General features: G+C 39.6%; 19 protein-coding genes. 7 read left to right on the top strand and 12 right to left on the bottom strand.

The features are described 5' to 3' along the window. Window positions 1–104 precede the first annotated feature (104 nt). On the top strand, window positions 105–2,621 hold the full coding sequence (locus tag AC6H3C_RS13900; protein ID WP_497516002.1) for an ATP-dependent Clp protease ATP-binding subunit: 2,517 nt from the start codon (window positions 105–107) through the stop codon (window positions 2,619–2,621). An 82-nt stretch (window positions 2,622–2,703) separates the two neighbouring features. On the opposite strand, the gene AC6H3C_RS13905 is transcribed toward AC6H3C_RS13900, so the two are convergent. The 3 genes from AC6H3C_RS13905 to fabG form a co-directional block, all read right to left on the bottom strand. Beyond that, the gene (locus AC6H3C_RS13905; protein WP_497516003.1) at window positions 2,704–3,732 is read right to left on the bottom strand and encodes a mechanosensitive ion channel family protein; all 1,029 of its coding nucleotides are present in this window, start codon (window positions 3,730–3,732) and stop codon (window positions 2,704–2,706) included. Between the two features lie 48 nt (window positions 3,733–3,780). Further along, window positions 3,781–5,676: a SpoIIE family protein phosphatase gene (locus AC6H3C_RS13910; protein ID WP_497516004.1), complete on the bottom strand. Its 1,896-nt coding sequence runs from the start codon at window positions 5,674–5,676 to the stop codon at window positions 3,781–3,783. A 133-nt stretch (window positions 5,677–5,809) separates the two neighbouring features. Beyond that, window positions 5,810–6,556, bottom strand: a complete 747-nt coding sequence (gene fabG, locus AC6H3C_RS13915) for a 3-oxoacyl-[acyl-carrier-protein] reductase (RefSeq protein ID WP_497516005.1) — start codon at window positions 6,554–6,556, stop codon at window positions 5,810–5,812. 239 nt (window positions 6,557–6,795) lie between these two features. Between fabG and mnmE the strand changes: the two genes are divergently transcribed. Next, window positions 6,796–8,193 carry a tRNA uridine-5-carboxymethylaminomethyl(34) synthesis GTPase MnmE gene (gene mnmE, locus AC6H3C_RS13920; RefSeq protein ID WP_497516006.1) on the top strand — a complete coding sequence of 466 codons (1,398 nt, stop codon included), beginning with the start codon at window positions 6,796–6,798 and terminating at the stop codon, window positions 8,191–8,193. A 155-nt stretch (window positions 8,194–8,348) separates the two neighbouring features. On the opposite strand, the gene AC6H3C_RS13925 is transcribed toward mnmE, so the two are convergent. After that, window positions 8,349–9,593, bottom strand: a complete 1,245-nt coding sequence (locus AC6H3C_RS13925) for an IS4 family transposase (RefSeq protein ID WP_497516007.1) — start codon at window positions 9,591–9,593, stop codon at window positions 8,349–8,351. 99 nt (window positions 9,594–9,692) lie between these two features. Here AC6H3C_RS13925 and AC6H3C_RS13930 point away from each other — a divergent pair, with 99 nt between their 5' ends. Continuing rightward, on the top strand, window positions 9,693–10,691 hold the full coding sequence (locus AC6H3C_RS13930) for a virulence RhuM family protein (RefSeq protein WP_497516008.1): 999 nt from the start codon (window positions 9,693–9,695) through the stop codon (window positions 10,689–10,691). Between the two features lie 125 nt (window positions 10,692–10,816). On the opposite strand, the gene AC6H3C_RS13935 is transcribed toward AC6H3C_RS13930, so the two are convergent. The 8 genes from AC6H3C_RS13935 to AC6H3C_RS13970 form a co-directional block, all read right to left on the bottom strand. After that, on the bottom strand, window positions 10,817–11,866 hold the full coding sequence (locus AC6H3C_RS13935) for an aldo/keto reductase (RefSeq protein WP_497516009.1): 1,050 nt from the start codon (window positions 11,864–11,866) through the stop codon (window positions 10,817–10,819). A gap of 17 nt (window positions 11,867–11,883) precedes the next feature. Beyond that, a complete protein-coding gene (locus AC6H3C_RS13940; RefSeq protein ID WP_497516010.1) occupies window positions 11,884–12,750 on the bottom strand; it encodes a VOC family protein in 867 nt (288 codons plus the stop codon). A gap of 80 nt (window positions 12,751–12,830) precedes the next feature. Continuing rightward, window positions 12,831–13,040, bottom strand: a complete 210-nt coding sequence (locus AC6H3C_RS13945) for a hypothetical protein (RefSeq protein ID WP_497516011.1) — start codon at window positions 13,038–13,040, stop codon at window positions 12,831–12,833. Between the two features lie 579 nt (window positions 13,041–13,619). Further along, a complete protein-coding gene (tnpC, locus tag AC6H3C_RS13950) occupies window positions 13,620–15,299 on the bottom strand; it encodes an IS66 family transposase (protein ID WP_497516012.1) in 1,680 nt (559 codons plus the stop codon). A 74-nt stretch (window positions 15,300–15,373) separates the two neighbouring features. Beyond that, window positions 15,374–15,730 (bottom strand): IS66 family insertion sequence element accessory protein TnpB, encoded by a 357-nt coding sequence (gene tnpB, locus AC6H3C_RS13955; RefSeq protein ID WP_497515904.1) that lies wholly within the window; start codon window positions 15,728–15,730, stop codon window positions 15,374–15,376. Window positions 15,731–15,736: 6 nt separating this feature from the next. Then, complete coding sequence (tnpA, locus tag AC6H3C_RS13960; protein ID WP_497516013.1) at window positions 15,737–16,081, bottom strand: IS66 family insertion sequence element accessory protein TnpA; 345 nt, start codon at window positions 16,079–16,081, stop codon at window positions 15,737–15,739. Between the two features lie 83 nt (window positions 16,082–16,164). Then, a complete protein-coding gene (locus AC6H3C_RS13965; RefSeq protein WP_497516014.1) occupies window positions 16,165–16,929 on the bottom strand; it encodes a DUF4832 domain-containing protein in 765 nt (254 codons plus the stop codon). Window positions 16,930–17,163: 234 nt separating this feature from the next. Then, window positions 17,164–18,006 carry an RNA polymerase sigma factor gene (locus AC6H3C_RS13970; protein WP_497516015.1) on the bottom strand — a complete coding sequence of 281 codons (843 nt, stop codon included), beginning with the start codon at window positions 18,004–18,006 and terminating at the stop codon, window positions 17,164–17,166. A 106-nt stretch (window positions 18,007–18,112) separates the two neighbouring features. Here AC6H3C_RS13970 and AC6H3C_RS13975 point away from each other — a divergent pair, with 106 nt between their 5' ends. The 4 genes from AC6H3C_RS13975 (at window position 18,113) to AC6H3C_RS13990 (ending at window position 24,498) form a co-directional block, all read left to right on the top strand. Continuing rightward, window positions 18,113–18,697, top strand: coding sequence for a vWA domain-containing protein (locus AC6H3C_RS13975; protein WP_497516016.1), 585 nt, complete (start codon window positions 18,113–18,115; stop codon window positions 18,695–18,697). Between the two features lie 115 nt (window positions 18,698–18,812). After that, the gene (locus AC6H3C_RS13980) at window positions 18,813–19,640 is read left to right on the top strand and encodes a hypothetical protein (RefSeq protein WP_497516017.1); all 828 of its coding nucleotides are present in this window, start codon (window positions 18,813–18,815) and stop codon (window positions 19,638–19,640) included. Between the two features lie 57 nt (window positions 19,641–19,697). Continuing rightward, on the top strand, window positions 19,698–23,852 hold the full coding sequence (locus tag AC6H3C_RS13985; RefSeq protein WP_497516018.1) for a hypothetical protein: 4,155 nt from the start codon (window positions 19,698–19,700) through the stop codon (window positions 23,850–23,852). Further along, on the top strand, window positions 23,836–24,498 hold the full coding sequence (locus AC6H3C_RS13990) for an abortive infection system antitoxin AbiGi family protein (protein ID WP_497516019.1): 663 nt from the start codon (window positions 23,836–23,838) through the stop codon (window positions 24,496–24,498). The genes AC6H3C_RS13985 and AC6H3C_RS13990 overlap by 17 nt, the downstream gene beginning before the upstream one ends. The last annotated feature ends 2 nt before the right edge of the window (window positions 24,499–24,500 follow it).

Here is a 24,500-nt window from a genome sequence, read left to right on the forward strand (position 1 = left end):
ATGTACCTTTATCAAATGAAGCCTACGGTTGACGGGCTCTGCCATCAACATTTAGGAATAGTTTTTGTTATTACTGATACCATTTAAACTTAAGGAAACAGATTATGGATTCTCAATTCTCACCAAGGATAAAAGATGTTCTCACATATAGCCGGGAAGAAGCGATCCGGTTAGGGAATGAACAAATTGGGCTGGAGCATATTTTTTTGGGAATTTTGAGAGATGGAGAAGGGATAGCAATTGACATCCTGTCGGGTTTGGGTGTAAATTTATCCGAAATCAAAGAAGCCGTAGAAAACGCGCTCAGAACAGATAAAGAAATTGATCCTCAAGCTTCTATACAGCTCTTAAAATCAGCAGAAAAAGCGCTTAAGTTAGTTTACCTCGAAGCACGTGCGCTGGGTAGTCAAACCATCAGTACCGGCCATCTGCTGCTGGCTTTGTTAAAAGATAAAGACAGCCAGATTTCGACACTGATGAATGAATTTCACATCAATTACTATATCCTGAAATCGCGACTTGAAGATTACAAGGAGCCTGAAGCTAAATCGGAATATGGCGATGAAGACGATGACATGGACGATCCGTTCGCCAAACAGTCATCTCCGGGTGCTCCCAAAAAAGCCGGTACCGCAAAATCAGAAACCCCTGTATTGGACAATTTTGGCGTTGATATTACCAAAGCTGCCGAAGAAAATAATCTCGATCCGATTGTTGGCCGGGAAAAAGAAATTGAACGTCTTGCACAAATCCTGTCAAGGAGGAAGAAAAATAACCCGATTCTGATCGGTGAGCCGGGCGTTGGAAAGTCGGCAATTGCCGAAGGACTGGCTCTTCGCATTGTTCAGAAAAAAGTATCACGCGTCCTTTTCGACAAGCGGGTGGTCAGCCTGGATATTGCATCGATTGTTGCCGGCACCAAGTATCGTGGTCAATTTGAAGAACGGATGAAAGCCATTTTGAACGAACTGTCGAAGGTTAGCAATGTCATTCTATTTATCGATGAAATTCATACCATCGTAGGAGCAGGCGGGGCTACCGGATCGCTGGATGCGGCCAACATGCTGAAACCCGCTCTCGCCAGAGGCGACATTCAATGTATTGGCGCGACAACCCTGGACGAGTATCGCCAGCAAATTGAAAAAGACGGCGCTTTGGAACGAAGGTTTCAGAAAGTAATGGTTGAGCCGACTTCGGTTGACGAAACCATCGAAATACTGAACAATATCAAAGAGCGGTACGAAGATCATCATAACGTCAACTACACCAAAGAGGCAATTAATGCCTGTGTTAAACTGACAGCAAGGTATATCACCGACCGTTTTCTTCCGGATAAAGCCATTGACGCTCTTGATGAGGCCGGGTCACGGGTACATATTTCCAATATCAATGTGCCCGAAAGGATCATCAAGCTGGAGCAAAAGATCGAATCGACACGGGAAGAGAAAATACATGCGGTAAAAAGCCAAAACTTTGAGTTAGCCGCCAGCTACCGCGACAAAGAAAAAAATTTGTTGCAATTATTGGAACAGGAAAAAGAATCCTGGGAAAAAGAACTGCTTAGTCACCGTGAACTGGTAACAGAAGACAAAGTTGCAGAAGTGGTTGCCATGATGTCAGGTATACCCGTCCAGCGGATTGCCCAGGCTGAAGGCAAACGCCTGATGAGCATGGGTATCCAGTTAAAAGGAAGTGTTGTCGGCCAGGATGATGCCATTGCCAAAATTGTAAAAGCCATACAACGTAACCGTGCCGGACTGAAAGATCCGAATAAACCGATTGGTTCGTTCATTTTTCTGGGGCCAACTGGCGTTGGAAAAACACAATTGGCCAAAGTGCTTGCCACGTATTTGTTCGACAGCATTGATTCTCTGATCCGGATCGATATGAGCGAGTACATGGAAAAATTTTCTGTATCCAGGTTGGTTGGAGCTCCTCCGGGATATATCGGCTATGAAGAGGGCGGACAGTTAACGGAGAAAGTTCGTCGTAAGCCCTATTCGGTGATTCTGCTCGATGAAATTGAAAAAGCTCATCCGGATGTTTTCCACCTCCTTTTGCAGGTTTTGGATGAAGGACGTTTAACGGATAGTTTGGGTCGAAGTATTGATTTCAAAAATACGATTATCATTATGACCTCCAATATTGGTTCGCGTCAGTTGAAGGATTTCGGCCGGGGAGTTGGTTTTACTACCGCCAAATCGGCCGCAGAAGACGAATCCGATCATGCGAAATATATTATTGAAAAAGCACTAAAGAAAGCCTTTGCCCCTGAGTTCCTGAATCGGATCGACGACGTCGTCATGTTTAACACGCTTTCGAAAGAAGATATCTATCAGATTATTGATATCGAGCTGAAAGGATTGTATGAACGCGTGGCTTCGCTAAATTATAAATTAAAAATCTCGAAAGCAGCAAAAGACTTTATTGCTGAAAAAGGATACGACACGCAATACGGCGCCAGACCCTTAAAACGAGCGATCCAGAAATACCTCGAAGACGAAATGGCCGAGGTGATTATCCGGGCATCTGTTTCGGAAGGCGACACGGTTTCAGTAGGCTTCGACAAGAAAAATGAAAAGATAAAAATCAGGATTTTAGGTGCCACGCAAAAAGCCTGACAACAAAAAGCTGCATCAATTGCAAAGGATGTTACTGCATGGTCGGTAAGGTTTCAACTGCTGTTGTTGCAGCTTTTTCCGTTTAATTATCCTGAACTTCTATCCTTGCTTTAGGAAGATATTGCGGATATTGTTCCTGAATAAAGCGGATAAGTCCTTCACGAATTTTCACCCGCAAATCCCAGGCTGTCGGCGAATCGGCAGCACTCATCAAAGCGCGAAGTTCCATGGTGCGTTCGGTTGCATTTGTTACCTGCAACACATTCACCATTCCATCCCATTCGGGCGAAGTTTTCAGCAGACGCATCAATTCAACGCGTAATGCCTCCACCGGAAACCCATAATCCACATAAATAAAAACAGTTCCCAAGATTTCAGCCGTGTTACGGGTCCAGTTCTGAAAAGGCTTCTCAATGAAATAAGTGATCGGCACAATCAACCGGCGTTTGTCCCAGATACGAACCACCACATAGGTCAGCGTGATCTCTTCGATCCAGCCCCACTCCCCTTCAACAATAACGACATCGTCCAGTCGGATCGGTTGGGTAAAAGCAATCTGGAAACCTGCCAGAAACAAAGCAATACTCCGCTGGGCCGCAAGGCCAATGATAATCCCGGCAATACCGGCGCTGGCCAGCAGGCTGATACCTACCTGCCTGATTTTGGGAAAGCCAAGCAGACTTACCGAAAAGGCAATCAAAATAACCAGAACAATAAGAATGCGCTCAATCACCACCAGTTGGGTTTGCATTTTTCGGGCTTTCAGGTTGTCTCTCAGGGTGATATCATACCTGTCCATAATCATTTGCCGGATACTTTTAATCGAAACGATTAACAGCCAGGCAATCATCAGGTTGAACAAAATTGAAAAGATGACATGTAAATCCAGCGGGATGTTTTCGGAATAATTTTCTGAAAATACAACAGACATAACTGTCGTGATTAATAAAGCGCCTACCGGGATACTTAAACGTTTGAGAATGTGAAGCCATACCTTTTCGTACTTTTCTTTCCGGATGATTCTTCGCAGAAGGCGGTACAGCCACACAGACAGGATCAAACCGCTCAGAATAACAGCCATTATCAGTAAAACAGTTTGAATATGGTTCATCGCAAAATAGATGTTTTATTATAGAAAGGAAAAAACAGGGTAAAATGTTTACTTGTTATTTCCAAGAAAGCGGACAGCCATAATGCTGATATCGTCGGTTTGCCTGGTTTTTCCCCTAAATGTTTCCAGCTTGTCCAATAAACCGGATACCACATCCCGCGCCGGCAATTCGGCCATTTCGGCAATATCTTCAGCCAAACGCTCTGTACCGTAAAAGTTGTTATAGGCATCTTTACAGTCGGTAACGCCATCGGAATAGAGTATTAGCATGTCTCCCGGTTCCAGTATGGCAAAATCGCTTGAATAGGTTTTATCCGGGTAAACGCCAATGGGTAAACCATGTGTTTTGGCTACCGGTTTAACTTCCTGATTTGAAGAGACAAGGAACGGATAGTTGTGTGCGGCATTACAATAGTTAAGTTCTCCGGTTTCGGTATTTAGTATCCCCAAAAATAAGGTCAGAAAATGCTGATTGGTGTTCTGAATGCTTAATTCGCTGTTTACCTGTTCGACAATCTGATGGGCCACCAGCACCGTTGCCTTGTTTTTAATCATCGTGTGGGCAACGGCCATAAACAAAGCAGCGGGAATACCCTTCCCCGAAACGTCGCCTAAGGTGAATAATAAGTGATTTGAGTCGATATAAAAATAATCGTACAGGTCTCCCCCGATGCTTTCAGCAGACTGCAGGTTAGCAAACAAATCGACTTCCGGATGGTCAGGCGACCAAATAAAATCTCCGGGAATGATTGTTGACTGAATTTCCTTGGCCGATTTCAGGTCTTTTTCAAATTTACGGCGGTCTTTCCGGTTTTTGCTTTGTTCCTGTAAGTTGAAATTGTATTGATACTGCAACTCAATCAGACTGTCGTGAAGCAGATCGATTTCGTTTTTGCGGGTGGCTCCCCTCCTGTCGCCAAAACTAAACCGCTGAATTGATTTGGCAACAGACGACAATGGCGACAACATCCTTCGGAATATCAGGATAATGATAAGCAAAATCGATGCAAGCCCGGCCAAAGATACCACAATGATTTTTCGAAGCATCAGATCAAGATCCTGAAACAAGTCTTTCGCCGGAATGGCAATGACGATGGACCAGTTTGTATACGGAACCGGTGAGAAACGAAACCAGCTTCGCGCATAATTAAGGAATGGAGGCCTGGCAAAACCGGAAGCAGATGAATGTAAACGCATTAATTCAAAATATTCTTCCCGTTTCTGTGGAATAATCTTTTCAGAAAGCAGGAAAAAATTTTGGTTCATCACAAACTCTTTTTGTGGATGAGTCAGGTAAGTACCGTCACTTCCGACGATGAAAGCGTATCCGTTTTTACTGACTTCTATTTGCGTGATCACATCAGCTAAAAAATCCAGGTTAATCTGAGCCGAAATAATTCCGGTAACCTGGTTGTCCTGAGCCATGATCGGGAACGAATAGGTATTGATTAACTTATTGGAATCGAGCCGGCAATAAAACGGGTTGGTCCAGGAGCCTTCCCTGTTTTCCAGTATCCTTTTCCTAATCTCTTCCGAATGATACATACTACAAGCCATGCATTGATCCAAAACACACAGTTCGCCGGCATCTGAACGCACGACCGAAATAAATTTATTCTCATCCGGTTCAAACAGTTCAATGTGGAAGCCCGAGATCATCCGGTTAAAATTCAGCACCTGCTTTAGAAAAAACTCGAGATCGCCGTGTTGGTTATAATACACGATCTGGTAGGCCACATTTTGTGTAATCTCCTGTGTGGCAACCACATTTTTCGAGATCTGATTGGTGATCAGTTCCGATTGCAGCGTAGCACTTTCTTCAATCCGTTGTATAATGATTTTTTTACTGAAGTTGTAATTTAAAAAAACGATGACAGAGATAACCAGCGTTACTGCCGTTAAAATGTAAATACTAAGTTGGAAAGCAATACTTCGGTTATTCATTACAACTTTAAAAAACGGATGATACAAGGTATAAAAAAAGCATGTTAAAAGAAAGTTTTGCAATCTAAAAATACAACAGCCGTCCTTTTGGTGAAGGCCGGCTGTATTTTATGACTTTCCAGGTCAATATCGGTTAGGTATTCATCGCTCCGCAAACATTCAGCACTTGTCCGCTCACATACGATGAAAGATCTGAGGCAAGGAATAAAGCCACTTTGGCTACCTCCTCCGGAGTGCCTCCGCGTTTCATCGGGATATTGGCTTCCCATGCTTTGCGTGCTTCTTCGGGAATAGCGCCTGTCATCTCGGTAATAATAAAGCCCGGAGCAATCGCGTTGCTGCGAATACCGCGCGAACCAAGCTCTTTGGCGATTGACTTGGTAAAACCGATGATCCCGGCCTTCGATGCCGAATAATTGGACTGGCCGGCATTTCCGCTTACTCCAACGACCGAACTCAGGTTAACGATGGAACCCGACTTCTGTTTCAGCATCACTTTCTGAACCGCTTTGGTAAAGTTAAAAACGGATTTCAGGTTGACATTGATTACCGCGTCCCATTGCTCTTCGGTCATGCGCATCAGTAAGGTATCTTTCGTGATACCTGCATTATTTACCAAAACATCAACTTGTCCGAAATCTTCAACTATTTTGTTGACAACATCATCGGTATCGGCAAATAAAGCTGCATTTGAAGCATAACCTTTTGCTTTAACTCCCAAAGCGGCCAATTCAGCTTCAGTGCCTTTCATGGCTTCGTTCTCAAAAAGGTCGGTAAATGCAATATTACAGCCTTCTTCAGCAAATTTTAAAGCGATGGCTTTGCCAATTCCCCGGGATGCACCGGTAATAATGGCTGTTTTACCTTCAAGTAGTTTCATTTTTTACAATTTTTATTTTTGCTGAACAAATATAGTGCTTTGATGGCTCGTCCGGTCAAAATAGCCTGCTTTTTTAACAGAACTGGTCTTAATCTGCCTGTAAATCATTGAATCTTCGACTGAAAAGTTTTACTCTGACAATGAAATACGCCTGATTGTTTCTTCCCGTCATCCTCATTAAACCGGCCGGCTGCGCTAAATGACCGATGTATTTTGTATTTTTGAGCTTTCAAACTGATATGATGTTCGATCAATCTACCATATGCGCAATAGCTACTTCACCCGGTATGGGAGCCATTGCCACCATTCGCCTGTCTGGTGAAAAAGCCATTGAAATAGCTGACCGGATATTTCGGTCGCCGGTAAAAAACAAGAAGCTGTCCAATCAAAAAGCGAATACACTTCATTTCGGCATACTGCGCGAAGAGGCCGAAATCATTGATGAAGTAGTGATTTCTTTATTTCGGGCCCCCCACTCTTTCACGGGCGAAGATGTGATTGAAATTGGCTGCCACGGTTCGGTTTACATCCAACAACGCATCCTGCAATTGCTTATTTCGAATGGTGCACGCATGGCCCGGCCGGGCGAATTTACGCAACGCGCTTTTTTAAACGGGAAGATGGATTTGTCGCAGGCCGAAGCGGTGGCCGACCTGATCGCGTCGACCACCAGAGCATCACAAAAAGTGGCGATGAACCAAATGCGCGGCGGCTTTTCGGCCGAGATTTCGGGCTTGCGGCAGCAGTTATTACATTTCATCGCGCTGGTGGAACTGGAACTCGATTTCAGCGAGGAAGATGTGGAGTTTGCCAACCGTTCGCAACTCAAACAACTGGTCGATCAGATCGCTGCGGTGGTGTTGAAACTGAAAAACTCGTACCAACTGGGTAATGTGATCAAAAACGGGATTCCGGTGGCCATTATCGGCGAAACCAATGTGGGTAAGTCAACCCTGCTGAATGCGTTGCTGAACGAGGAACGGGCCATTGTTTCCGAGATTCACGGCACCACCCGCGATGTCATCGAAGACGTGGTCAACATTCACGGAACGGCTTTTCGGTTTTTCGATACGGCCGGTATCCGCGAAACCACTGACACGATTGAAACTTTAGGCATTGAACGCAGCTACAGCAAACTGGAACAGGCCACCATCGTGTTATTGGTGGTCGATACCACCAATCCCCTCTCCCTGGTCACAAAACGCATCAACAAGATCCGCGAACGACTTACCGGTCAGCGCCTGATTATTACGGCCAATAAAGTCGATACCGGCTTAACCGACACCATCGAAGGGCTGAAACAACTTTCGCTGAAAGAACAGGAAGAACTGGTTTTTCTTTCAGCCAAAAACAAAGAAAACCTCGATGAGCTGATCACCAAAATGCAACAGGTAATTTCGCTCGAAAACATTGGCGAAGAAGATACCATTGTGACCAACGCCCGCCATTTCGACGCGCTCACCCGCGCCAGCGAGGCCATTGAACGGGTACAGTCGGGCATGGAACAGCAGCTGTCAGGCGACTTCCTGGCCCAGGACATCCGCGAATGTCTTTATTTTTTAGGCGAAATCACCGGCGAAATCAGTAACGACGAAGTACTGGGACATATTTTTAAGCATTTCTGTATCGGAAAGTAAATCTATTTTCTCTTGTTTTCTTTTCCTTTCATTTACTGGATTTTATAGGTAATTAATCACTATAATCCGACTAAAGTCGGGAATGCAAAGTTTTATTGTCTGTAATGGCCGGTTTTCGGGAGATTGTTTCTCAATCGCCAAACAGACCCTCCTGTTTATATCCACTTTAATTGCAATTGTCCGGGAGGTTCTCCGGCTTGTATTTTATATGCCCGGTTGGTACTGCGAAGCAGTTCTACCCTATCAAGCATGCTTATCAGGTGTATCCGTACCAGTGAAGCCACAACCGAAAAAGCCTTTTTGGTTTGTGCGATCTTTTGAATAACAGTCATCAGCAGTTGGGCAATGAGTGTGCACCAAACCTGTGTGCGTATTGCGTTTTCATTCTCTCCATAGAAATAGTGAAGCTGGAAGTTTTGCTTCATTTTCTTAAACAGCAATTCGATGCCCCAGCGTTTTTTGTAAAGAAAGGCGACCTCTTCGGCTGTTATGTCAAAATTATTGGTCAGAAACTCAAAATACCGGTTTTGTTCATCCTGGTAACATACTTTGCGCAACCGGATTTTTTCGAAAACATTCAATTGCTTTTTCCCTTTTTCATCTTCGGGGTGATAGGTGAGTTCGATTATCTCATCGCGCAGCACTTTGGCTTTCTCCTTTTTCCGGTAATGGGCACGTTTTACTTCAACAACCTGGTAAACTGCATTCTTTTTCAAACGGGTAACAAAATAAACCTGCTGTGTGGTCCACAAGGCAAACTGGTGGTAATCGTTGTAGGCTTTGTCGAACACGATCATGCTGTGCGAAATCAGCTCAAGGCTTTTCAAAAAGTTTTTGTCATGAACTTTTGCTGCCGTTATTTTTATAAACCGTCCTACCGACTGGACAGCATCAATGAGCATGTGAACTTTCAAACCGCCTTTCTTTTTCCTATCTCCTTTGGGATTACGTCCAACTCCTTTCAAAATATCGCTGAACAAACGAATCGTGGTCGAATCGATTAAAAGCACTTCTTTAAAGGTTAGGCCCAAGGTCCGGCTGTCCGACAAAAATGATCGGTATTTGTCAACCAAGGCAAAATATAAGGCCTCGAAAAAACGGTTATCCCGGTTTCTTAACCCGTCGCTGGCGGTACTTCTGGACGGAGCTTTTTCAAGTCCAAGGTGGTTTAATTTTCCTCCCATAGCCCGCAGCCCTTCACAGACTTCGGTCATCGAATCACACCGGATCAAGATCCCAAACAGCATCGTAATCAAATGGGTTCTGGACTTGAAGGCTTTGTCGTACCGGTCACTGTCATGTGCCTTTACGATCCAGGATATGTTGACTTTCTCTGTCAAGTTTAATATCTGTTTTAAAATCGGCTGTCCGACAAATTTTATTTCTGTATTTTTATCCATGTTGTAAAAAGTTTTTCGCAAAATCAATTTACAACTTTGAAGGGAAACCGTAAGGGAGTACCTTCTCTATTTTTTTTAGTCGGACACTAATGAGAAATTATGAACACTGGCGAAATACTCATATATCAAAATAACGAAGGTAGCATCAAAATAGATGTTCGCCTCGAACAAGAAACCGTTTGGCTTTCACAAACTCAAATGGGTCTGCTTTTTAATAAGGACAAACGTACTATATCTGAGCATATTAGCAACATTTTCAAAGAAGGCGAGTTGAACGAAAATTCAGTTGTCCGGAATTTCCGGACAACTGCAAATGATGGTAAAACCTACGATGTAAACCATTACAACCTCGATGTCATTATTTCGGTCGGTTATCGTGTAAAATCGCAACAGGGTACGCAGTTCCGTATTTGGGCAACCCAAAGGCTTAGGGAGTACATTGTTAAGGGATTTACCTTAAACGATGAGCGTTTCAAGTCGGGCAATTCCATGAATTACTTTACCGAACTTCAGGAACGCATCAGGGAGATACGCATTTCCGAACGCTTCTTTTACCAAAAAATCAAAGATATATATTCAACCAGCATCGATTACGATGCCAACGACGAAAAGACCATTACTTTCTTTAAAGTAGTGCAAAACAAACTGCTTTGGGCAATTAGCCAACAAACAGCCGCCGAATTGATATACCGCCGTGTCGATGCTTCTTTGCCCTTACTTGGAATGCAATCGTACGATAAGAAAGGCGCAGTGAGCATTAAAAAAACAGATGTAAGCATTGCAAAGAATTACCTAAACGAGAACGAAATAAAACTTTTAGGACTATTAGTTGAACAATACCTTGCTTTTGCCGAAACTATGGCACAACAGCAAATCCCCATGTACATGAAAGATTGGATTGAACGCCTCGATTCCATTCTGCAATTAAATGGCCGGGAACTACTCGCACACGCTGGCACAATAAGCCATCAAATGGCATTAAACAAGTCGGGTGTAGAATACGAAAAATACAAGGAAGAACAGAAGAAACTCTCCAAAGAAGCGAGTTTGAAAGAGATCGAGGAGGATATTAATAAACTGAAAAAATTAAAACCATAATAGTGAAACCATTACATACAATAAAACTTTACATTCCCGACTTTAGTCGGATAACAGTGATTTAAAATATTCACTTTTTGGAGTGGGCTCAATAATATTCTAAGGAAATCATACTTAATCCAACATTATCCCCAGTTCCCATCCCGGTAACATGGTTGCATCCAGGGCAGGTTTTTGTGGTTAAAAAACGGGGTAAGCTGGATCGCCATTTCTTTCATTTTTGCTTCGTCCATGGGTTTGAAGTTGCGTAATATTTCAAGGTTTGAATTAACTACTTCCATGCTGTCCAGCCCTAAAACAATCACATCAGGGCCTTTAAGTGAAAGGGCATATTTTATCAAATCAGTAGGATTTAGATTGGCAATGGTTTCACGCGGACGGACAACTTTCATCAGGATTACAGCCATCCCTTTTTCTTTGGCGGCCGGGATTGCCATTTCCTCGCGTTTCTGTGGATTGTTGCCCACATTCCAGTGGTTCATTGCAATAAGCATGGTATTGAAATCGCCCCGGCCTACCATTTCTTTCATTGCAACAGCGTCGGTGTGGCCTGAAAATCCAATAAACCGGGTAAGCCTCTGTTCTTTTAAACGATGCAAAATATCAATGAGGTTTCCTTTCTCGCTGAGCTTATCTACATCTTCAATCGTCCATACATCGTGAATCATCAGTTGATCCAGGTGGTCTGTCTGCAATCTTTTCAGGCTGGTTTCGATCTGGCGCATGGCCTCATCTGGGTCGCGGCTGGTCACTTTTGTTGACAGGAAAATCTCCTTTCTGCGCTCTTTTACTACCGGGCCTATACGTTCTTCGCTGGAGATGTACCGGGGGTTCTTCTTTTTTCCGGGAGGCAGGCCAAGTGTGTTGTCGTAAGCCCATGCAGTATCAAAATAATAAAGTCCATTGTCCAACGCATAATGTAGCATTTCTTGAGCTTGTTCATCACTATCAATATGGCAAAACCGTGAGCCTAAACCACAAAGGATACGGGGGACAGGTACCCCTGTCGAGCCAAACAGGACAGTAGGCAACCCTTTGGCATCATAGGGAGAATCTGATTTTAAAGTCGGTTGAAGAATAGAACATGAAGGCAAAAGCCCTGTTCCTGAAACGAGTAAACTGGCGCCAATAGTTTCCTTTATAAATTTCCGGCGGCTTAATCCATCCTTTTTCATATTTCACTTGTTTATGGTTATCGTATGGTGTGAGCTTCTGTAAATTCAACTTTTGTTCCATCGATGTTTTGCAGATTCAACAGCCAGCGTTTCCCTTTACCAACTATTGGCTTTGCAAGCTGGTTGTTCCCCTGTCGTTCTCTCAGGGTATAAATTGTTTCCTGCATGTCGTCGACTAAAAAACAAGGATGGCTGAAGTTGACGTCATCCGACGGATAGTGTTCTATATTTTCAATACAATCGGGAAAATGCAGGTAATTCATCTGCACTTTCTGCTGATGGTCTTCCGGGTAACGCCATAACTCTTTGCATCCCATTATCCCAACCCAAAATGGATCGTTGTCAAGGACTTCTTTGCAATACAGGCCCACATGATGGATGCGTTTGGATATCCTCCTGCCTGAAAGGAATTTTCCTTTCGATAATTTATGTAACGAATGTTCCCCAAATTTGATAAACTCCACAGGAACACCGGAGGGATCATGGATCAGGATGGTTTCGTTACCTGCCCCGTCTGTATTTGCTTTTGCAGGCGCTTTTATCCCTTTCTTCTGAAGGTATTCCTGCATTTGCCCCACATCTTCGGTTTCAAATGAAACGGACACCAAATGCGGTTTTTTCTTTGCATCTTTGTCTTCTACAAACTCAAGAAACTGGCGGTCGTTCACTTTAAAAGAAATGATTTTTCCTAAGTCAGAGGGATAAGAAAATGCTTCTTCAAAACCTAAAAATTCCCCGTAATAATCTCTGGCTATCTGGAAATCACTGACTAAAAAGGTCATTTTGACAATGCCCAAAACCAGGGGTCTTGCCACTTTCTGTCCAGTCACCTGAGATAAAAAAGTTGTACAAAATAAAATCAAGTATAATATCTTCTTTGTCATTTTACTGTTCGTTCTATTTCCTGAAACCAATATTTAGTAAGTCTGATTATATTCTTTCGATAAGTTATGTAAATCAATGGTTAAATTGCTAATGTTATAAAAGCAGAAGCCAATCGCCCAAAGGCATGAATCATGAGTTCTTTTGTTGACCTTACTTTACTGGCTTTTTGGATATCAGCCTTTTCAATCAGCCAATTGAATATGGCTTCAATTGGCTGTCTTATTCTTGAAACAACCGTTGAGAATAAATCATCAGCTGCCTTAATCCGTTGTTTGATTACTTCCTCCATTCCTTTAACTGCTTATGGTTGAACAAAAACCTTTATCGGTTATCTCAACAGCAACCTTTCCTGACCGTTTGCCAGAACAGTTTATAATGGGCATTGTTACTTTTCGGCGCCCTTCATGGTGCATGGCATACAAATTGATCGTCATAATCTCCTGGTCGCTAAATGCGGGTTTGTTAATGCATGTGAACCTTTAGCAATAAAATTGAAGTTCATCTTCAAATTTGTCGCATACAAAACAGTAAATTCTTATTAACTTGTCGTCCTTATCCTTGGAAATCATATCTCATAATCAATTCGAAACTGTTCTTAAGATGCTGATCTTCAAAAATCCAAACAAACATGATGCGTTGATTTTTAACTATTTAAAGAACTTTTTTTGTTAGTTTTTCAACCCTTGATTCGCATTTTTAATAAAAACTAGTATGAGTTTTGGGTTAAGCGGCGAATGACCCATCATGACGATAATTCCGATACTGTTGAGTAAGCATTCGGCCTGCCACGTATACTGAATTTTCTCTTAGACCGGGGATACCAGCCTGAGATTTGGAATTTTCTAAGTTCTACTGGAATCTCTTGGAATTAGTTGGAGTTTTCTGAAAAACTCTGGCATTTGTTGGATTTTTTCCAACGGTGTGGCAAAAGGTCGGCCAAGTCTAAATCGTAGTTGTTGTTGTACAATGAGATTCTGGTAAATACATCGGTCAACCATTCCCGGGGATTCACATCACTGGCTTTACAGCACCCCAGCAGGGAATACATGATGGCAGCATTCTCTGCCGACTCATGATTGCCACAAAACAAATACCCCTTTCTTCCTACGGCCAGTGGCCTGATGGCATTTTCGGCCAGGTTGTTGTCAGGCAGGTAGCGGCCATCCAAATGATAGCGGGACAGACGCATAAAAAGATTGTAGGTATAAGCCAGCGCTTTGCCCATTCTACCACCCGGCAGCGCTTTAGGGTAATATCCTTCAATCCATTTTTCAAAGGCACGCATAATTGGATAGGCCAGCCGTTTTCGAAGTTCAGCTCTTTGCCGGAAATCCATTTCCTGGTCAGTGGCCATTTCTTCAACTTGATAGAGTTTGGCTATTTGTGCCAATGCATACCCTGCTCCGGCTTTGTCTTCGGGAAGACTTTCGGAGAATTTGCGGCGCGCATGCGCCCAGCAACCCAGGAGCAAAACACCTTTCTTTTGCTCATAGATTGAGTATGCCTGATAACCGTCGGTTTGAACAGCTCCCTGGTAATTTTTCAAAAGATCAACCACTACTTTCCCGGCCCGGGAGCCTTTATCGTAGTGAAAGAAAACAAGGTTGTCCATTACCGAGCGGACCATCCACAGGTAAGCTTTACTGGCTTTGTGCTTTTCGTTATTGATAACCGGGATGGTGCTTTCATCAACCTGGATGTAGTCGGATGCCAGAATGAGTTCTTTTAAGCGAAGATAAAGCGCCCGAAGTAAATCGCTGCTGCCCTGGAACCAACCATTAACGGTTGATGCGGGCAATCTTACCCCGACCATCTTTAATATGGCAATCTGACGATGAAAAGGCAGGTGGTAAAAATATTTGTTCATCATCAGCTCGGCCAACAACGAAGGGCCGGCATTGCTTCGGGGTAAAGGCAATAGTGGCATGGATGCAATACGGATAGCCGGGTTTTCCTTCCGGTCCTGTTCATTCGTAATATTTTCTTCTCCTGCTGATTGCTTTACGGCGTATTTTGGGCGTTCTATCCGGCGTACATAAATCTCGCCGGGTTTGTGTTCAAGTATTTCTGTTACTTCCTCGCCAATGCGTACCCAGTTATCCTGGACTCCTTCGGGCTCTATTACTTCTATCTCCCGCCTGAGGTGGTCTGGAAGCGGCTGGCGAACAGCGTTCTTTTTCTCTCTTTCAGGCTTGCGCCGTTCATACTCGATTAACTCTTTCTCTGCATCTTTTATGGCGATCTGTTCTTCAGGAAGTACATCCAGGCCATCCCAGTCAATCTTTCTTTGATTGGGATCTTCTGCAATATGCTTTTCGCTGGATTTCCCAAAAAACTTGTGGCGAAACCAGGCCAGCTGATCGGTAAGCTTATGGATTTGCTGGTCTTTTTGAGCTACGACAACCTCTAATTTCTGATTTTTGGACTCCAGGGCTTCCAAGGCCCCGTTATCGACTTTTCGCAACCGGGAAAGCTCCTGGAACAGCTCATCACGTTCCTGAAGAAGCTCCTGGATTAACACATCTTTACCGGTTGCAAAATCGCTCATTTACCACTGTTTGATTATGAGCGTAAAGATAGTAAAATCAAGGCTTTCAGCCAATTTTTGGTGCCTGAAAAAAACTAAAAAAGTGCTTCGCTTTGTCGCTTTTTCAAGAGCCTTTTTTTAGGCTTCACATTTTTTACAATCATCATTAAATCGTGCCAATCAATGGACTGAGATGTGAGGGCTTCACCGAAGGTGGGAAGCTTAAAAACCCCACTTTCAAGCTTCTTGTGATAGATAACCAGGCCACCGTGCTCCAGGTGCAGAATCTTCATGATGGTGAGTCTTCGGTTGACAAAAATGAAAACCTCACCGCTTTGAACATCGCGTTTCATGACCGAGCTTACTATGCCACTGAGGGTGTAAAAGCTTTTGCGCATATCCACCGGTGCCGGATAAAGAAAGTACTTTAGCTTACCATGTAAATGAAACATCCGGCTCTAATCAAACAGGTGAACAATTGCTTTTAGCAAATGCATATCGGCCTTATCTCTTATCATCATTTTTGTACCGTTGGGAAACACAAACTCGATGGGAGCCTGATTGCCTGGGATACCGGAACTATTGATGGGAGCCTGGATTGTCCGCCGACTGGCAACCGGTAAGTTGGAATCAAAGACCAGCGGAACAAAACTCTCGGGCTGATGCCGCGACATCTCACCCAATTGTTTCTTCCAGTAGTAGAATGTGGAAGGGGCAAAGCCCTGGTTGGAACAAAAGTCCTTTACGTTCAAGCCCGACTCCTGATACTCCTGGAAGAGCCTCTTAAATGTTGATAGTGTCATCCTCATTTTTTTCCATCAAAGAAACGGCGAGATCCCCTGGCTGGCAATATGTATTACGCCGAATGCTTACACTGTTGATGATTTCATTTCAGTCCATCCGTCACTTCAATTTCGCCCATCGGATACCATCCTTCGTCATTAATTCCATCAATGGCCAACTTGACCATGGGTTCAAAAGTTGCCGGGGAGACAATAGCTACCTGCAATTGGTATTTTCCAACCGGCATATCATAGGGAATATAAAAGGCATCATCATATACAATATCACCTGGCAGCCATGTTTTAATATCGACACAAGCAGGCAGCACTTCTACTTTTTCAGAATTGATTAGCCGCAGTGCCAACAGGTAATCCTTGTAAATTGGCGCCACCCCTTTGTTTTCCCACCACGATGTTATTGCCATTTGTCCTTGTGGCGTTACCTTTGAAGGGAAAGTGAATTTCCGCAATACATAACGGTACCCCATTTTATTCAGCCATTTGTTTACCAATGGTCCCCATTCTTCCGGGATAGGTGAACTTTTTGCATTAAAGGAAGAAATATGCCACTTGAGGGCTTGTCCGAAAATATAATCCACAGTCATTTTATCGTATTTTTCCTTTTCCAGCCATCGCAAAAAAGTCCCGCAAATCTCCATGGTGACCGGTGCTTTTTTCCAGGCTTCACCCATTCCGCTTTTAATGATATGCTGGGGATAAACATCGGTCATGTGGTCCCATCCCCATTCCGGCCAAAACCCCATATCGCCCAAGCAGTCCAATCGCCAACCGAGGTGGCGCATTTCGGGACCGGTACCGTTGTTTTGCCCATCGGGCCAATAAGCAGCTATTTTTGTCCCTTTAACCAATACCCCAGGATCAGGCGCATCGCCATTAAGCGGTTGAAAATTTAGAATAATTCGTACTTAATCTGACAAATTTTGATTTGATAGTTTGAACTTGAACTTCCAATTTGAGTGAATATTTTTTGTGCGAAATCCTCTTTTAAAAACCAAATGAGAGATTTAGAACAAAAAATAATAGTCCGATCTAATCTGGACTTTTAAACTGAAAATGTAAGTGTAGATTCAGATTTTCACACATTAATTTTCAACATCAACTATTTTACGAACCCTTTCCAAACATTTATATTTTTGGTTCCTGGCACTGGCAGCATTGGCGTAACCGAGAGAACTGGCAATTTTATCCCAACCCTGGTTTTTGTAATAGAAACATTCTATCAATTGTTTGCATGGATCACCAAGAGTTTCAATAGCGGCATTGACGTTCTCATAGATATTGGAAGTATTTTCATATCCGTCAACTGTAATATCGGCATTAATATAGTAATAAGAGTCATTTAGCGGCATTTCTCTTTTGTTTTGACGGAGTCGATCCATCCACATAAGTCGGCAAATGGAATAGAGATAAGTCTTCACAGAACAGGTCAAATCAAGTTTCTTGGCATATACTTTTTCAATAAGTAACACCAAGGCATCCTGAAAGATGTCCTTTGCGGAATCAAGATCACCCGAATTGAGAATAACCAGTTTAACAGTTTTAGAAAATTCGCCTTCATACAAGTCATTTAAAACTTGCTGATCTCCTGATAGAATGCCAGTTATGATTTTGTGATTTTCTTTTAAATTTCTTTCCCTTTTTTCGGATTCGCTTAATTCAACTCTTCTGAAACTAATCGAATGACTCTCATACTTATATTCTTGTTCATTGATTAACTCATGGGCAAAATTGATTTGCTGTTCTTGATAATATTCAAATGCCTGCTTGCAGAAATTACCTATCCTATCCTTTTGTTTCTGCCTGAATGTAAGGTAAGTTGACTTTAAAATATCAATGAGTTGAAGGCTACTCTCATCTTTGTCCTCATTCAACCAATTGTTTAAATGCTTATCGGCCAGGTCCCATTCATTATTGCCGAAGTCCATAATTGAAGTTTTGATATGATAATCAAAAATAATTCAAAAAAAACGGAAAAGAAAGGGTGACATTTTAATCTTATCAACATTAAAGGAAAACACTAAATCCCTTAACATGAAAAACACTATTCATTACGTTTTAATACTTGATAAGAGTGGTTCGATGAGCGACCTCAAAAAGGAAGTTATCCTCAGCTTTAATGAGCAGGTTGACATGATATTAAAACTGAAGAAGGAGGAACCTGATTCAATTATCAAACTTACCTTTTGCGCTTTTAATGATTCTGTTGAGTTTAAATTCATTGCCCAGGATGTTGATCATATCAAGAAACTTACCGAAGCAGATTATCAACCAAACTGTTTCACTGCTTTGTATGATGCCATTGGAGTATCCATTGTTAAAATTTCTGAATTATCAGAACCTGACGATCAGGTGTTTCTTGCCATATTCACCGATGGGCTTGAAAATGCTTCCAAACATTACCGGGCTGAGGATATTCAATTTAAACTGGATGAAGCAGCCAAAAAAGGATGGGAAGTCAATTTCTTTTGCCGTTATGAGGACAAGCTACTTTATCAAAGCCGATTGAAGATTCCGGCAAAACAGATCGTCGGAATTACCATTGATAAAGTTGGTTTGGAGGTGATGGACTGTGAAATAAGGTATCGGATGATGAACTTGGTTAGTAAAAGGAAATAAGATGCTTTCTCAAATCTGTTTGTTAAAATCAGCTTTCATCGATATTTGAGATCCGAAATATCAATAGGGGTTTTCAATTAAAAAAATTGTATATTAACAATATAAATCAACTATAATGAATTTTGAGCTTGACCCATCATTTATAAAATACCTGAAAGATATTGACAAAGTAGATATTACGACTTCGTCTATCGAAGAAAATTTAATCATTTCTGAGCTAAAACACTTTAAACCTTTATGTTTTGCTTTTAATAAAGTTATACCAAACATACAAAGACTCACTATTAACAGGAATTTGCGCGACAATAATAATGAAACTATCAATGATATTGAGTTTTTAAAAAATCCGCCCAAAGAGGTTTTACATAAATACGGAAGAGCAAATCTTAAATATCAAAGTGTATTGTACGCTACATTTATTTTACCAACATTAATAAAGGAAACCAATCCTGATGTTGGTGATTTGGTTACAATTTCCAAATGGAAATTGAAAAATGAAGATACCCCATTAATTGTCTCTCCAATCATTGATTATGCAAAATGTAATGATTATCAACTTCGCACTGAATTTGAAAAGGCTTTATTGCAAGAGCCAGCACAATGGCAAAAAATGATATTCATGCACTATTGTATTATATCAAAACATTTTGGCAAATATGTCGAAAAGGGCAAGGACATAAATTACATCTTTAGTGCACACTTTGCAGATAAGATTTTTCATGAAATTTATGGTGGAAAAATTGAAGCGATTATTTATCCGAGTGTGCAGGATTCTGGCACCACAAGTAACATTGCTATGAAACCTGATGTCTTTAATGCGAAATATGAAATCGATGAAATATGTGAAAGTATTGTTTACTCAAAAGACAATCATTCGCTATTTCTAAAATCAATAAAATCGACAAAAAAAGTTAGCTTATCTGGTGAAATAATTTGGGAATGACAAATCCTTCGTTGTTTTTATTTTTAGCTTTACAGTTATGATAAAATTACTAACCGAATGAACGCTATTCTTAATAATCCTTTTCGGATATTAGGCTTGGAGCCAACTAATGATGAAACTATTATTTCTGAACGCGTTTTTGAAATCTTAAGACTTTTAACAAATGGAGAGGAAGTCTCTTTTCCGATTGATGAGTTTTATAATAAGATATTGGTTGATCCATATAATACTCTATATTTTAATAGTTTATCTACCAATAAAGGAGAACCCATACCTACCCGGAATATTAAAACGTTAAAAATCGCACAAGAAAAATTAAAAGATCCGATAAAGAGAAAGTACTATGCACTTTTTTCATTTAATCAATATCAAATAGATAATAGCCTTTTCAACATAGATCGATTTGCTGAATATTTGGAAAATGATTTGAATTTAAAAGAAGGTAGAATAAAACGACGTTCGAATCTGCTGAATGCGATTCTACTGAATGATTTTAAAGAAGAAAATAATCCGAATTGTATAGTGGAAAAGGAGTATGATAAATTAACAGTAAAAAATCTAACTGATAATGAAATTTGGATTGAACCTAATTCAACCTATACATTTAATGAAGATTGCAATTTCAGCTATGAATATAGTTGTGAATGGCTTGATGGTGTTGATAATAAGAGGTTTTCATTTTTTTGGGGAAAAGAATTTCTGAAAAATAATTATTACTCTTTTGGAATAACGGCTGAAGGATATTATTACTTAGCAAATGATGTTAATGGAAATTGTAAAGGTATTGAGATTGATTCTGACCTTTTTTCATGGAAGTATTCAGATGTTATTTGTAAAAAAGGCAAGAACCATATAGAAATTAGGCGAAATCATAATTGTTTGGAGTTTTATATTAACAAGGAATTAATTCATAAAACATCACAATATAGACAGTTTTATGGTAATAAATATGGTTTCAGTGTATGTGGTAAGCAAACGGTAATATTTTCAAATTTAAGGGTAAATATTTATAAAGAAGCTATCGATTATGCTTCTGATTTGACAATTAGTGCCTTAAATTTTGAAAACGTCAAAAGTCTTGCACTTCTCTTTTTCTATAAAACCTATCTAAGTATTAATCAACCATTAACTTATGCAAGTAGTAAATCGGATATAAAGAATGAGGTTTATGCTCCATCCAATTTGCGTTTGTCTTTGGATAAAGTCATGATATTATTTGGAAAATTATTCAAAAAGGAAGTACTATTATCAATTGGATTTTTACAGGAAGGTGCAGAAACTGAGAATTGTTGGAAAAATATAGCGCAATGGTTTTTTAATGATTTGGATATATTACTTGAACTCGCATTTGACAAGGATAAAAACATAAAAGACAATGGAATACATTTTAAAGAAAGATTTCAGGATATAACTTTAATGGAAATTGTAAATAATTATTCATTAGCACAATTAGAAACAAATGATGCATCAGCACAATTAGAAACAAATTATTTAAACTGGAAGACAAAATTACTGCAATTCCCCAGGACATCAGACACTGAAGAATTTCAGTTTGATATTGAGTTTTTCAGAAAATCTAAAATAAGTAAATCTCATTTTTCAAGCTCAATAAATAATCCATTTCGGATATTAGGTTTAAAACATGATGCCACAGATAAAGAAATTGCAAAAAGAGTTTCTGACCTTTTAGTTTATGCCGAAATGGGTAAAAAACCAAAATATGAGACTGATTTATTTTTTGGTGAAATTAACAGAACAATAGAAAACATAAGAGATTCTGAAAAAAAACTAGAAAACCCTAACCAAAAACTTTACTACACATTACTATGGTTTATCGAATTAAATGAATTAGATAAAACTTTTTTGAATAATTTAAGAATTTTAGACCGGGGCGAAGATAGCAGAGAATTCAATGGTAAGTTTATATACCAGTCGGCACAGTTTCTGGAGAAGAAAACGAATTATTTTGATGCTGCTAATAGTATTTACGAAGAGATGTTCTTGAATGCCACTAGTAATATTAAGGAATATTTTAATTCAACGTATGAATCAGAAAAAATAAGTTTTTGCTTGCACGATGACATAATTCCATTCATTCCTTTGAATATCGATTCAAAAAGAATAGAAAATCATTTGATCTTAAATTCAAATAATGATAATGGTTTTTGGTTACTTAATGAAATTATTTTTGACTATACGGCTGACTATGAAATTGAATTTGACTGTGAATGGTTAGAGGGCGAAGATTTTAATAAACTTTATTCTATTGTTTTTGCTAAAGATTCTGGAAATAATTATTACCGTTTTGGCATTTCTGCAAATGGAAACCTATTTTTTGATGCAGTAGTTAATGGAAAATATCAAAACTTATACGGATGGCAGCGAGTTGATAATTTAAATTTAAAATCAAAAAACTGTTTAAGAATCACTTACGATTCGAATAAAAATGAATTTAGTTTCTATGTTAATGACAAATATTACGCAGAAAAGGGGCGTTTCTTTGGTGTAAAGGCTTTGGTGAATCCGATTAAGGGTAATTTTATTGGCGTCTCCGTTTTTGGCAAACAAAAAGTCACTTTTTCTAATTTTAGAATGTCCTATACTCATCGGATTTCAAAAGAAGACACACAAACAAAAATTAGGACATCAAATATTTCTTCTTTAGTAAATCTTCTAACTGCAAACTTGTGTGTATGTAGTTTTGTAGAAAAGGAATTTCACTATAAGTTTCCTTTGACAATTACGCTATTTGGTAAAATTGTAAACAGTGATGCCTTTAATTCTTTTGCTACAAAAATAATTGGGGAACATGCTAACATTGATATAAAAGCTTTAGAAAAGTATTTTATTGATGATATTTACAGTTTCGTAAAACCACAATTTAATAAAGAGGAAGGAGTTAAACTCATTGAATTCCTTGATGCTTTTTATTCTTTCTCAAATATTAATCAGAATTATATAGTTCATAAATTTATTGGCAGACCTATTCTTGAAATTGAAAATTCACTCAAAAAGACAAAAGATTTTCTTAAGAATACACCTTTGGAGGGTTTAATTCTCGGATACAATTTATACAATACAACAAATGAGGACTTGTTCGCAGTCAGAAAGATTTTGTCCTATACCAATTATCAATACCGGTTACTAGCAAATAATCTTTCAGACAGCCTTCTCGATTGCGGTATTGTTTTTTTTAATACCACTCAAAAAAATCGAGAGGTACTGTTATCCGAAGGCAATCAGATTCTGGAACTTGTCCATTATGCAAATACAATTGCTATAGATGGAAATGCCAGAAAAAGAGTAGATGAAAATATGGTTTTCTTTATTAATTGGGTTTCTGATGCCCAAAAGAGGGAACAAGAAAAATTTAAACAGGAGCAAAATAAACAAAACGAAGAAAGAGAGAGATTACGAAAGGATCAAGAAGTACATAGACAAGTACAAGAACGGGAAAGTCTTCGAAAGGAAGAGGAATCTAAGAGAAATAAAACCAAACCAAGTTTTAATCAAACAATTAATATTCCATTAAACAAGCCGAATATTAGTAAGCAAATCTTTAAAAAGCTTGTCAAAATTGTGCTTGCGTATTTTTGGTATATACTTTTTGCAATTATTATATTGTTTGCCGTATTTAGCCCGGATAATAAAAAAGACTCATCATCCAGTAATAATCAATTAGGTAATAACAAGCCTATCACAAATAAAATTGAAAACTATACACGTCCGAAAGAAGTTTCAAGATGGGCTGGAAATAAATTGCAAAATGGGTTTTCGCCTTATGATGATGTTTTTGGGAAAGGAATATATGATTATGATTCAAAATGTTGGATTACTTTTAAAAATGGAAATTCAACAGATGCTATTGCTTGTTTAGTAAATAATTATACCGGTACAACAATAAGAAATGAATACATCAGAGCTGGTACAGATTATCAAATGACAAATATTCCGGAAGGTGTTTATAAGGTAAAGGTCTTCTATGGGAATGACTGGAATCCAGAAAAGACGTTGAATCAAGGATCAATAAAAGGAGTTTTTGATACTGATTTTAGTTTTAGTCTCTCTGACAACGCAGATGACCTGATACACATAAATATTACCAAAACCAATGAAGGTATCAGCTATACAACAGGAGAAATAACACTTTATACAGTAAGAAACGGCAATATGAATCAACGAAATATTAATAGCGATGAATTCTTCAAATAAATTGAGTCAAGAATTATTGCCAGAGGAAGAGAGTGCGAATTACTTATTTCATTATACTACGGAACTGAATCATTTGGTTAGTATTATGAATAATTTTTTCATGCCTTTTTATTGTATGGAAGGTTTGGATTATCTAAACAAAACTGAATATTTCATTGAAGGAATGGCATTTCCTATAGTATGTTTTTGTGATATACCTTTAAGTCGTCATAAGATTCATAAAATCAAATTTGGGGAATATGGTATTGGGATGAAAAAGAATTGGGGAAAAGATAATCATTTATCGGCAGTAGTTTATGCTCATTCAAAGAGTTTGACTATAACTAGTTTGAGTATTCTGATAAAGATGGCAAGATTACTTCAAGAAAAATTGAATGATGAAGAATTTAGAGCTTATAATAATGCAGTTTCATTATTGATGATGAATTATAAATCATACGAAGGAAGGCTGTATAATAAAAAGGAAAATCTTTTCGCGAAAGAATTAACATGTTTTTATAATGAGCGAGAATGGAGATACATCCCTCTTGAAGTAAATGGGCTAAAATTAAATTTGGAAATTTCGGAATATCGGAATATCGAAATACTTCAGGAGGAGAATAAGTTAATACAGAAAAATAATAGACTAAAATTTGATTTAACCTGAAT

It is taken from the genome of Gaoshiqia sp. US2, assembly GCF_059705485.1.

Coding starts and splice junctions, on each gene's coding strand:
- AC6H3C_RS13900 (WP_497516002.1), top strand. CDS start 105: ATGGATTCTCAATTCTCACCAAGGATAAAAGATGTTCTCACATATAGC.
- AC6H3C_RS13905 (WP_497516003.1), bottom strand. CDS start 3,732: ATGAACCATATTCAAACTGTTTTACTGATAATGGCTGTTATTCTGAGC.
- AC6H3C_RS13910 (WP_497516004.1), bottom strand. CDS start 5,676: ATGAATAACCGAAGTATTGCTTTCCAACTTAGTATTTACATTTTAACG.
- fabG (WP_497516005.1), bottom strand. CDS start 6,556: ATGAAACTACTTGAAGGTAAAACAGCCATTATTACCGGTGCATCCCGG.
- mnmE (WP_497516006.1), top strand. CDS start 6,796: ATGATGTTCGATCAATCTACCATATGCGCAATAGCTACTTCACCCGGT.
- AC6H3C_RS13925 (WP_497516007.1), bottom strand. CDS start 9,593: ATGGATAAAAATACAGAAATAAAATTTGTCGGACAGCCGATTTTAAAA.
- AC6H3C_RS13930 (WP_497516008.1), top strand. CDS start 9,693: ATGAACACTGGCGAAATACTCATATATCAAAATAACGAAGGTAGCATC.
- AC6H3C_RS13935 (WP_497516009.1), bottom strand. CDS start 11,866: ATGAAAAAGGATGGATTAAGCCGCCGGAAATTTATAAAGGAAACTATT.
- AC6H3C_RS13940 (WP_497516010.1), bottom strand. CDS start 12,750: ATGACAAAGAAGATATTATACTTGATTTTATTTTGTACAACTTTTTTA.
- AC6H3C_RS13945 (WP_497516011.1), bottom strand. CDS start 13,040: ATGGAGGAAGTAATCAAACAACGGATTAAGGCAGCTGATGATTTATTC.
- tnpC (WP_497516012.1), bottom strand. CDS start 15,299: ATGAGCGATTTTGCAACCGGTAAAGATGTGTTAATCCAGGAGCTTCTT.
- tnpB (WP_497515904.1), bottom strand. CDS start 15,730: ATGTTTCATTTACATGGTAAGCTAAAGTACTTTCTTTATCCGGCACCG.
- tnpA (WP_497516013.1), bottom strand. CDS start 16,081: ATGACACTATCAACATTTAAGAGGCTCTTCCAGGAGTATCAGGAGTCG.
- AC6H3C_RS13970 (WP_497516015.1), bottom strand. CDS start 18,006: ATGGACTTCGGCAATAATGAATGGGACCTGGCCGATAAGCATTTAAAC.
- AC6H3C_RS13975 (WP_497516016.1), top strand. CDS start 18,113: ATGAAAAACACTATTCATTACGTTTTAATACTTGATAAGAGTGGTTCG.
- AC6H3C_RS13980 (WP_497516017.1), top strand. CDS start 18,813: ATGAATTTTGAGCTTGACCCATCATTTATAAAATACCTGAAAGATATT.
- AC6H3C_RS13985 (WP_497516018.1), top strand. CDS start 19,698: ATGAACGCTATTCTTAATAATCCTTTTCGGATATTAGGCTTGGAGCCA.
- AC6H3C_RS13990 (WP_497516019.1), top strand. CDS start 23,836: ATGAATTCTTCAAATAAATTGAGTCAAGAATTATTGCCAGAGGAAGAG.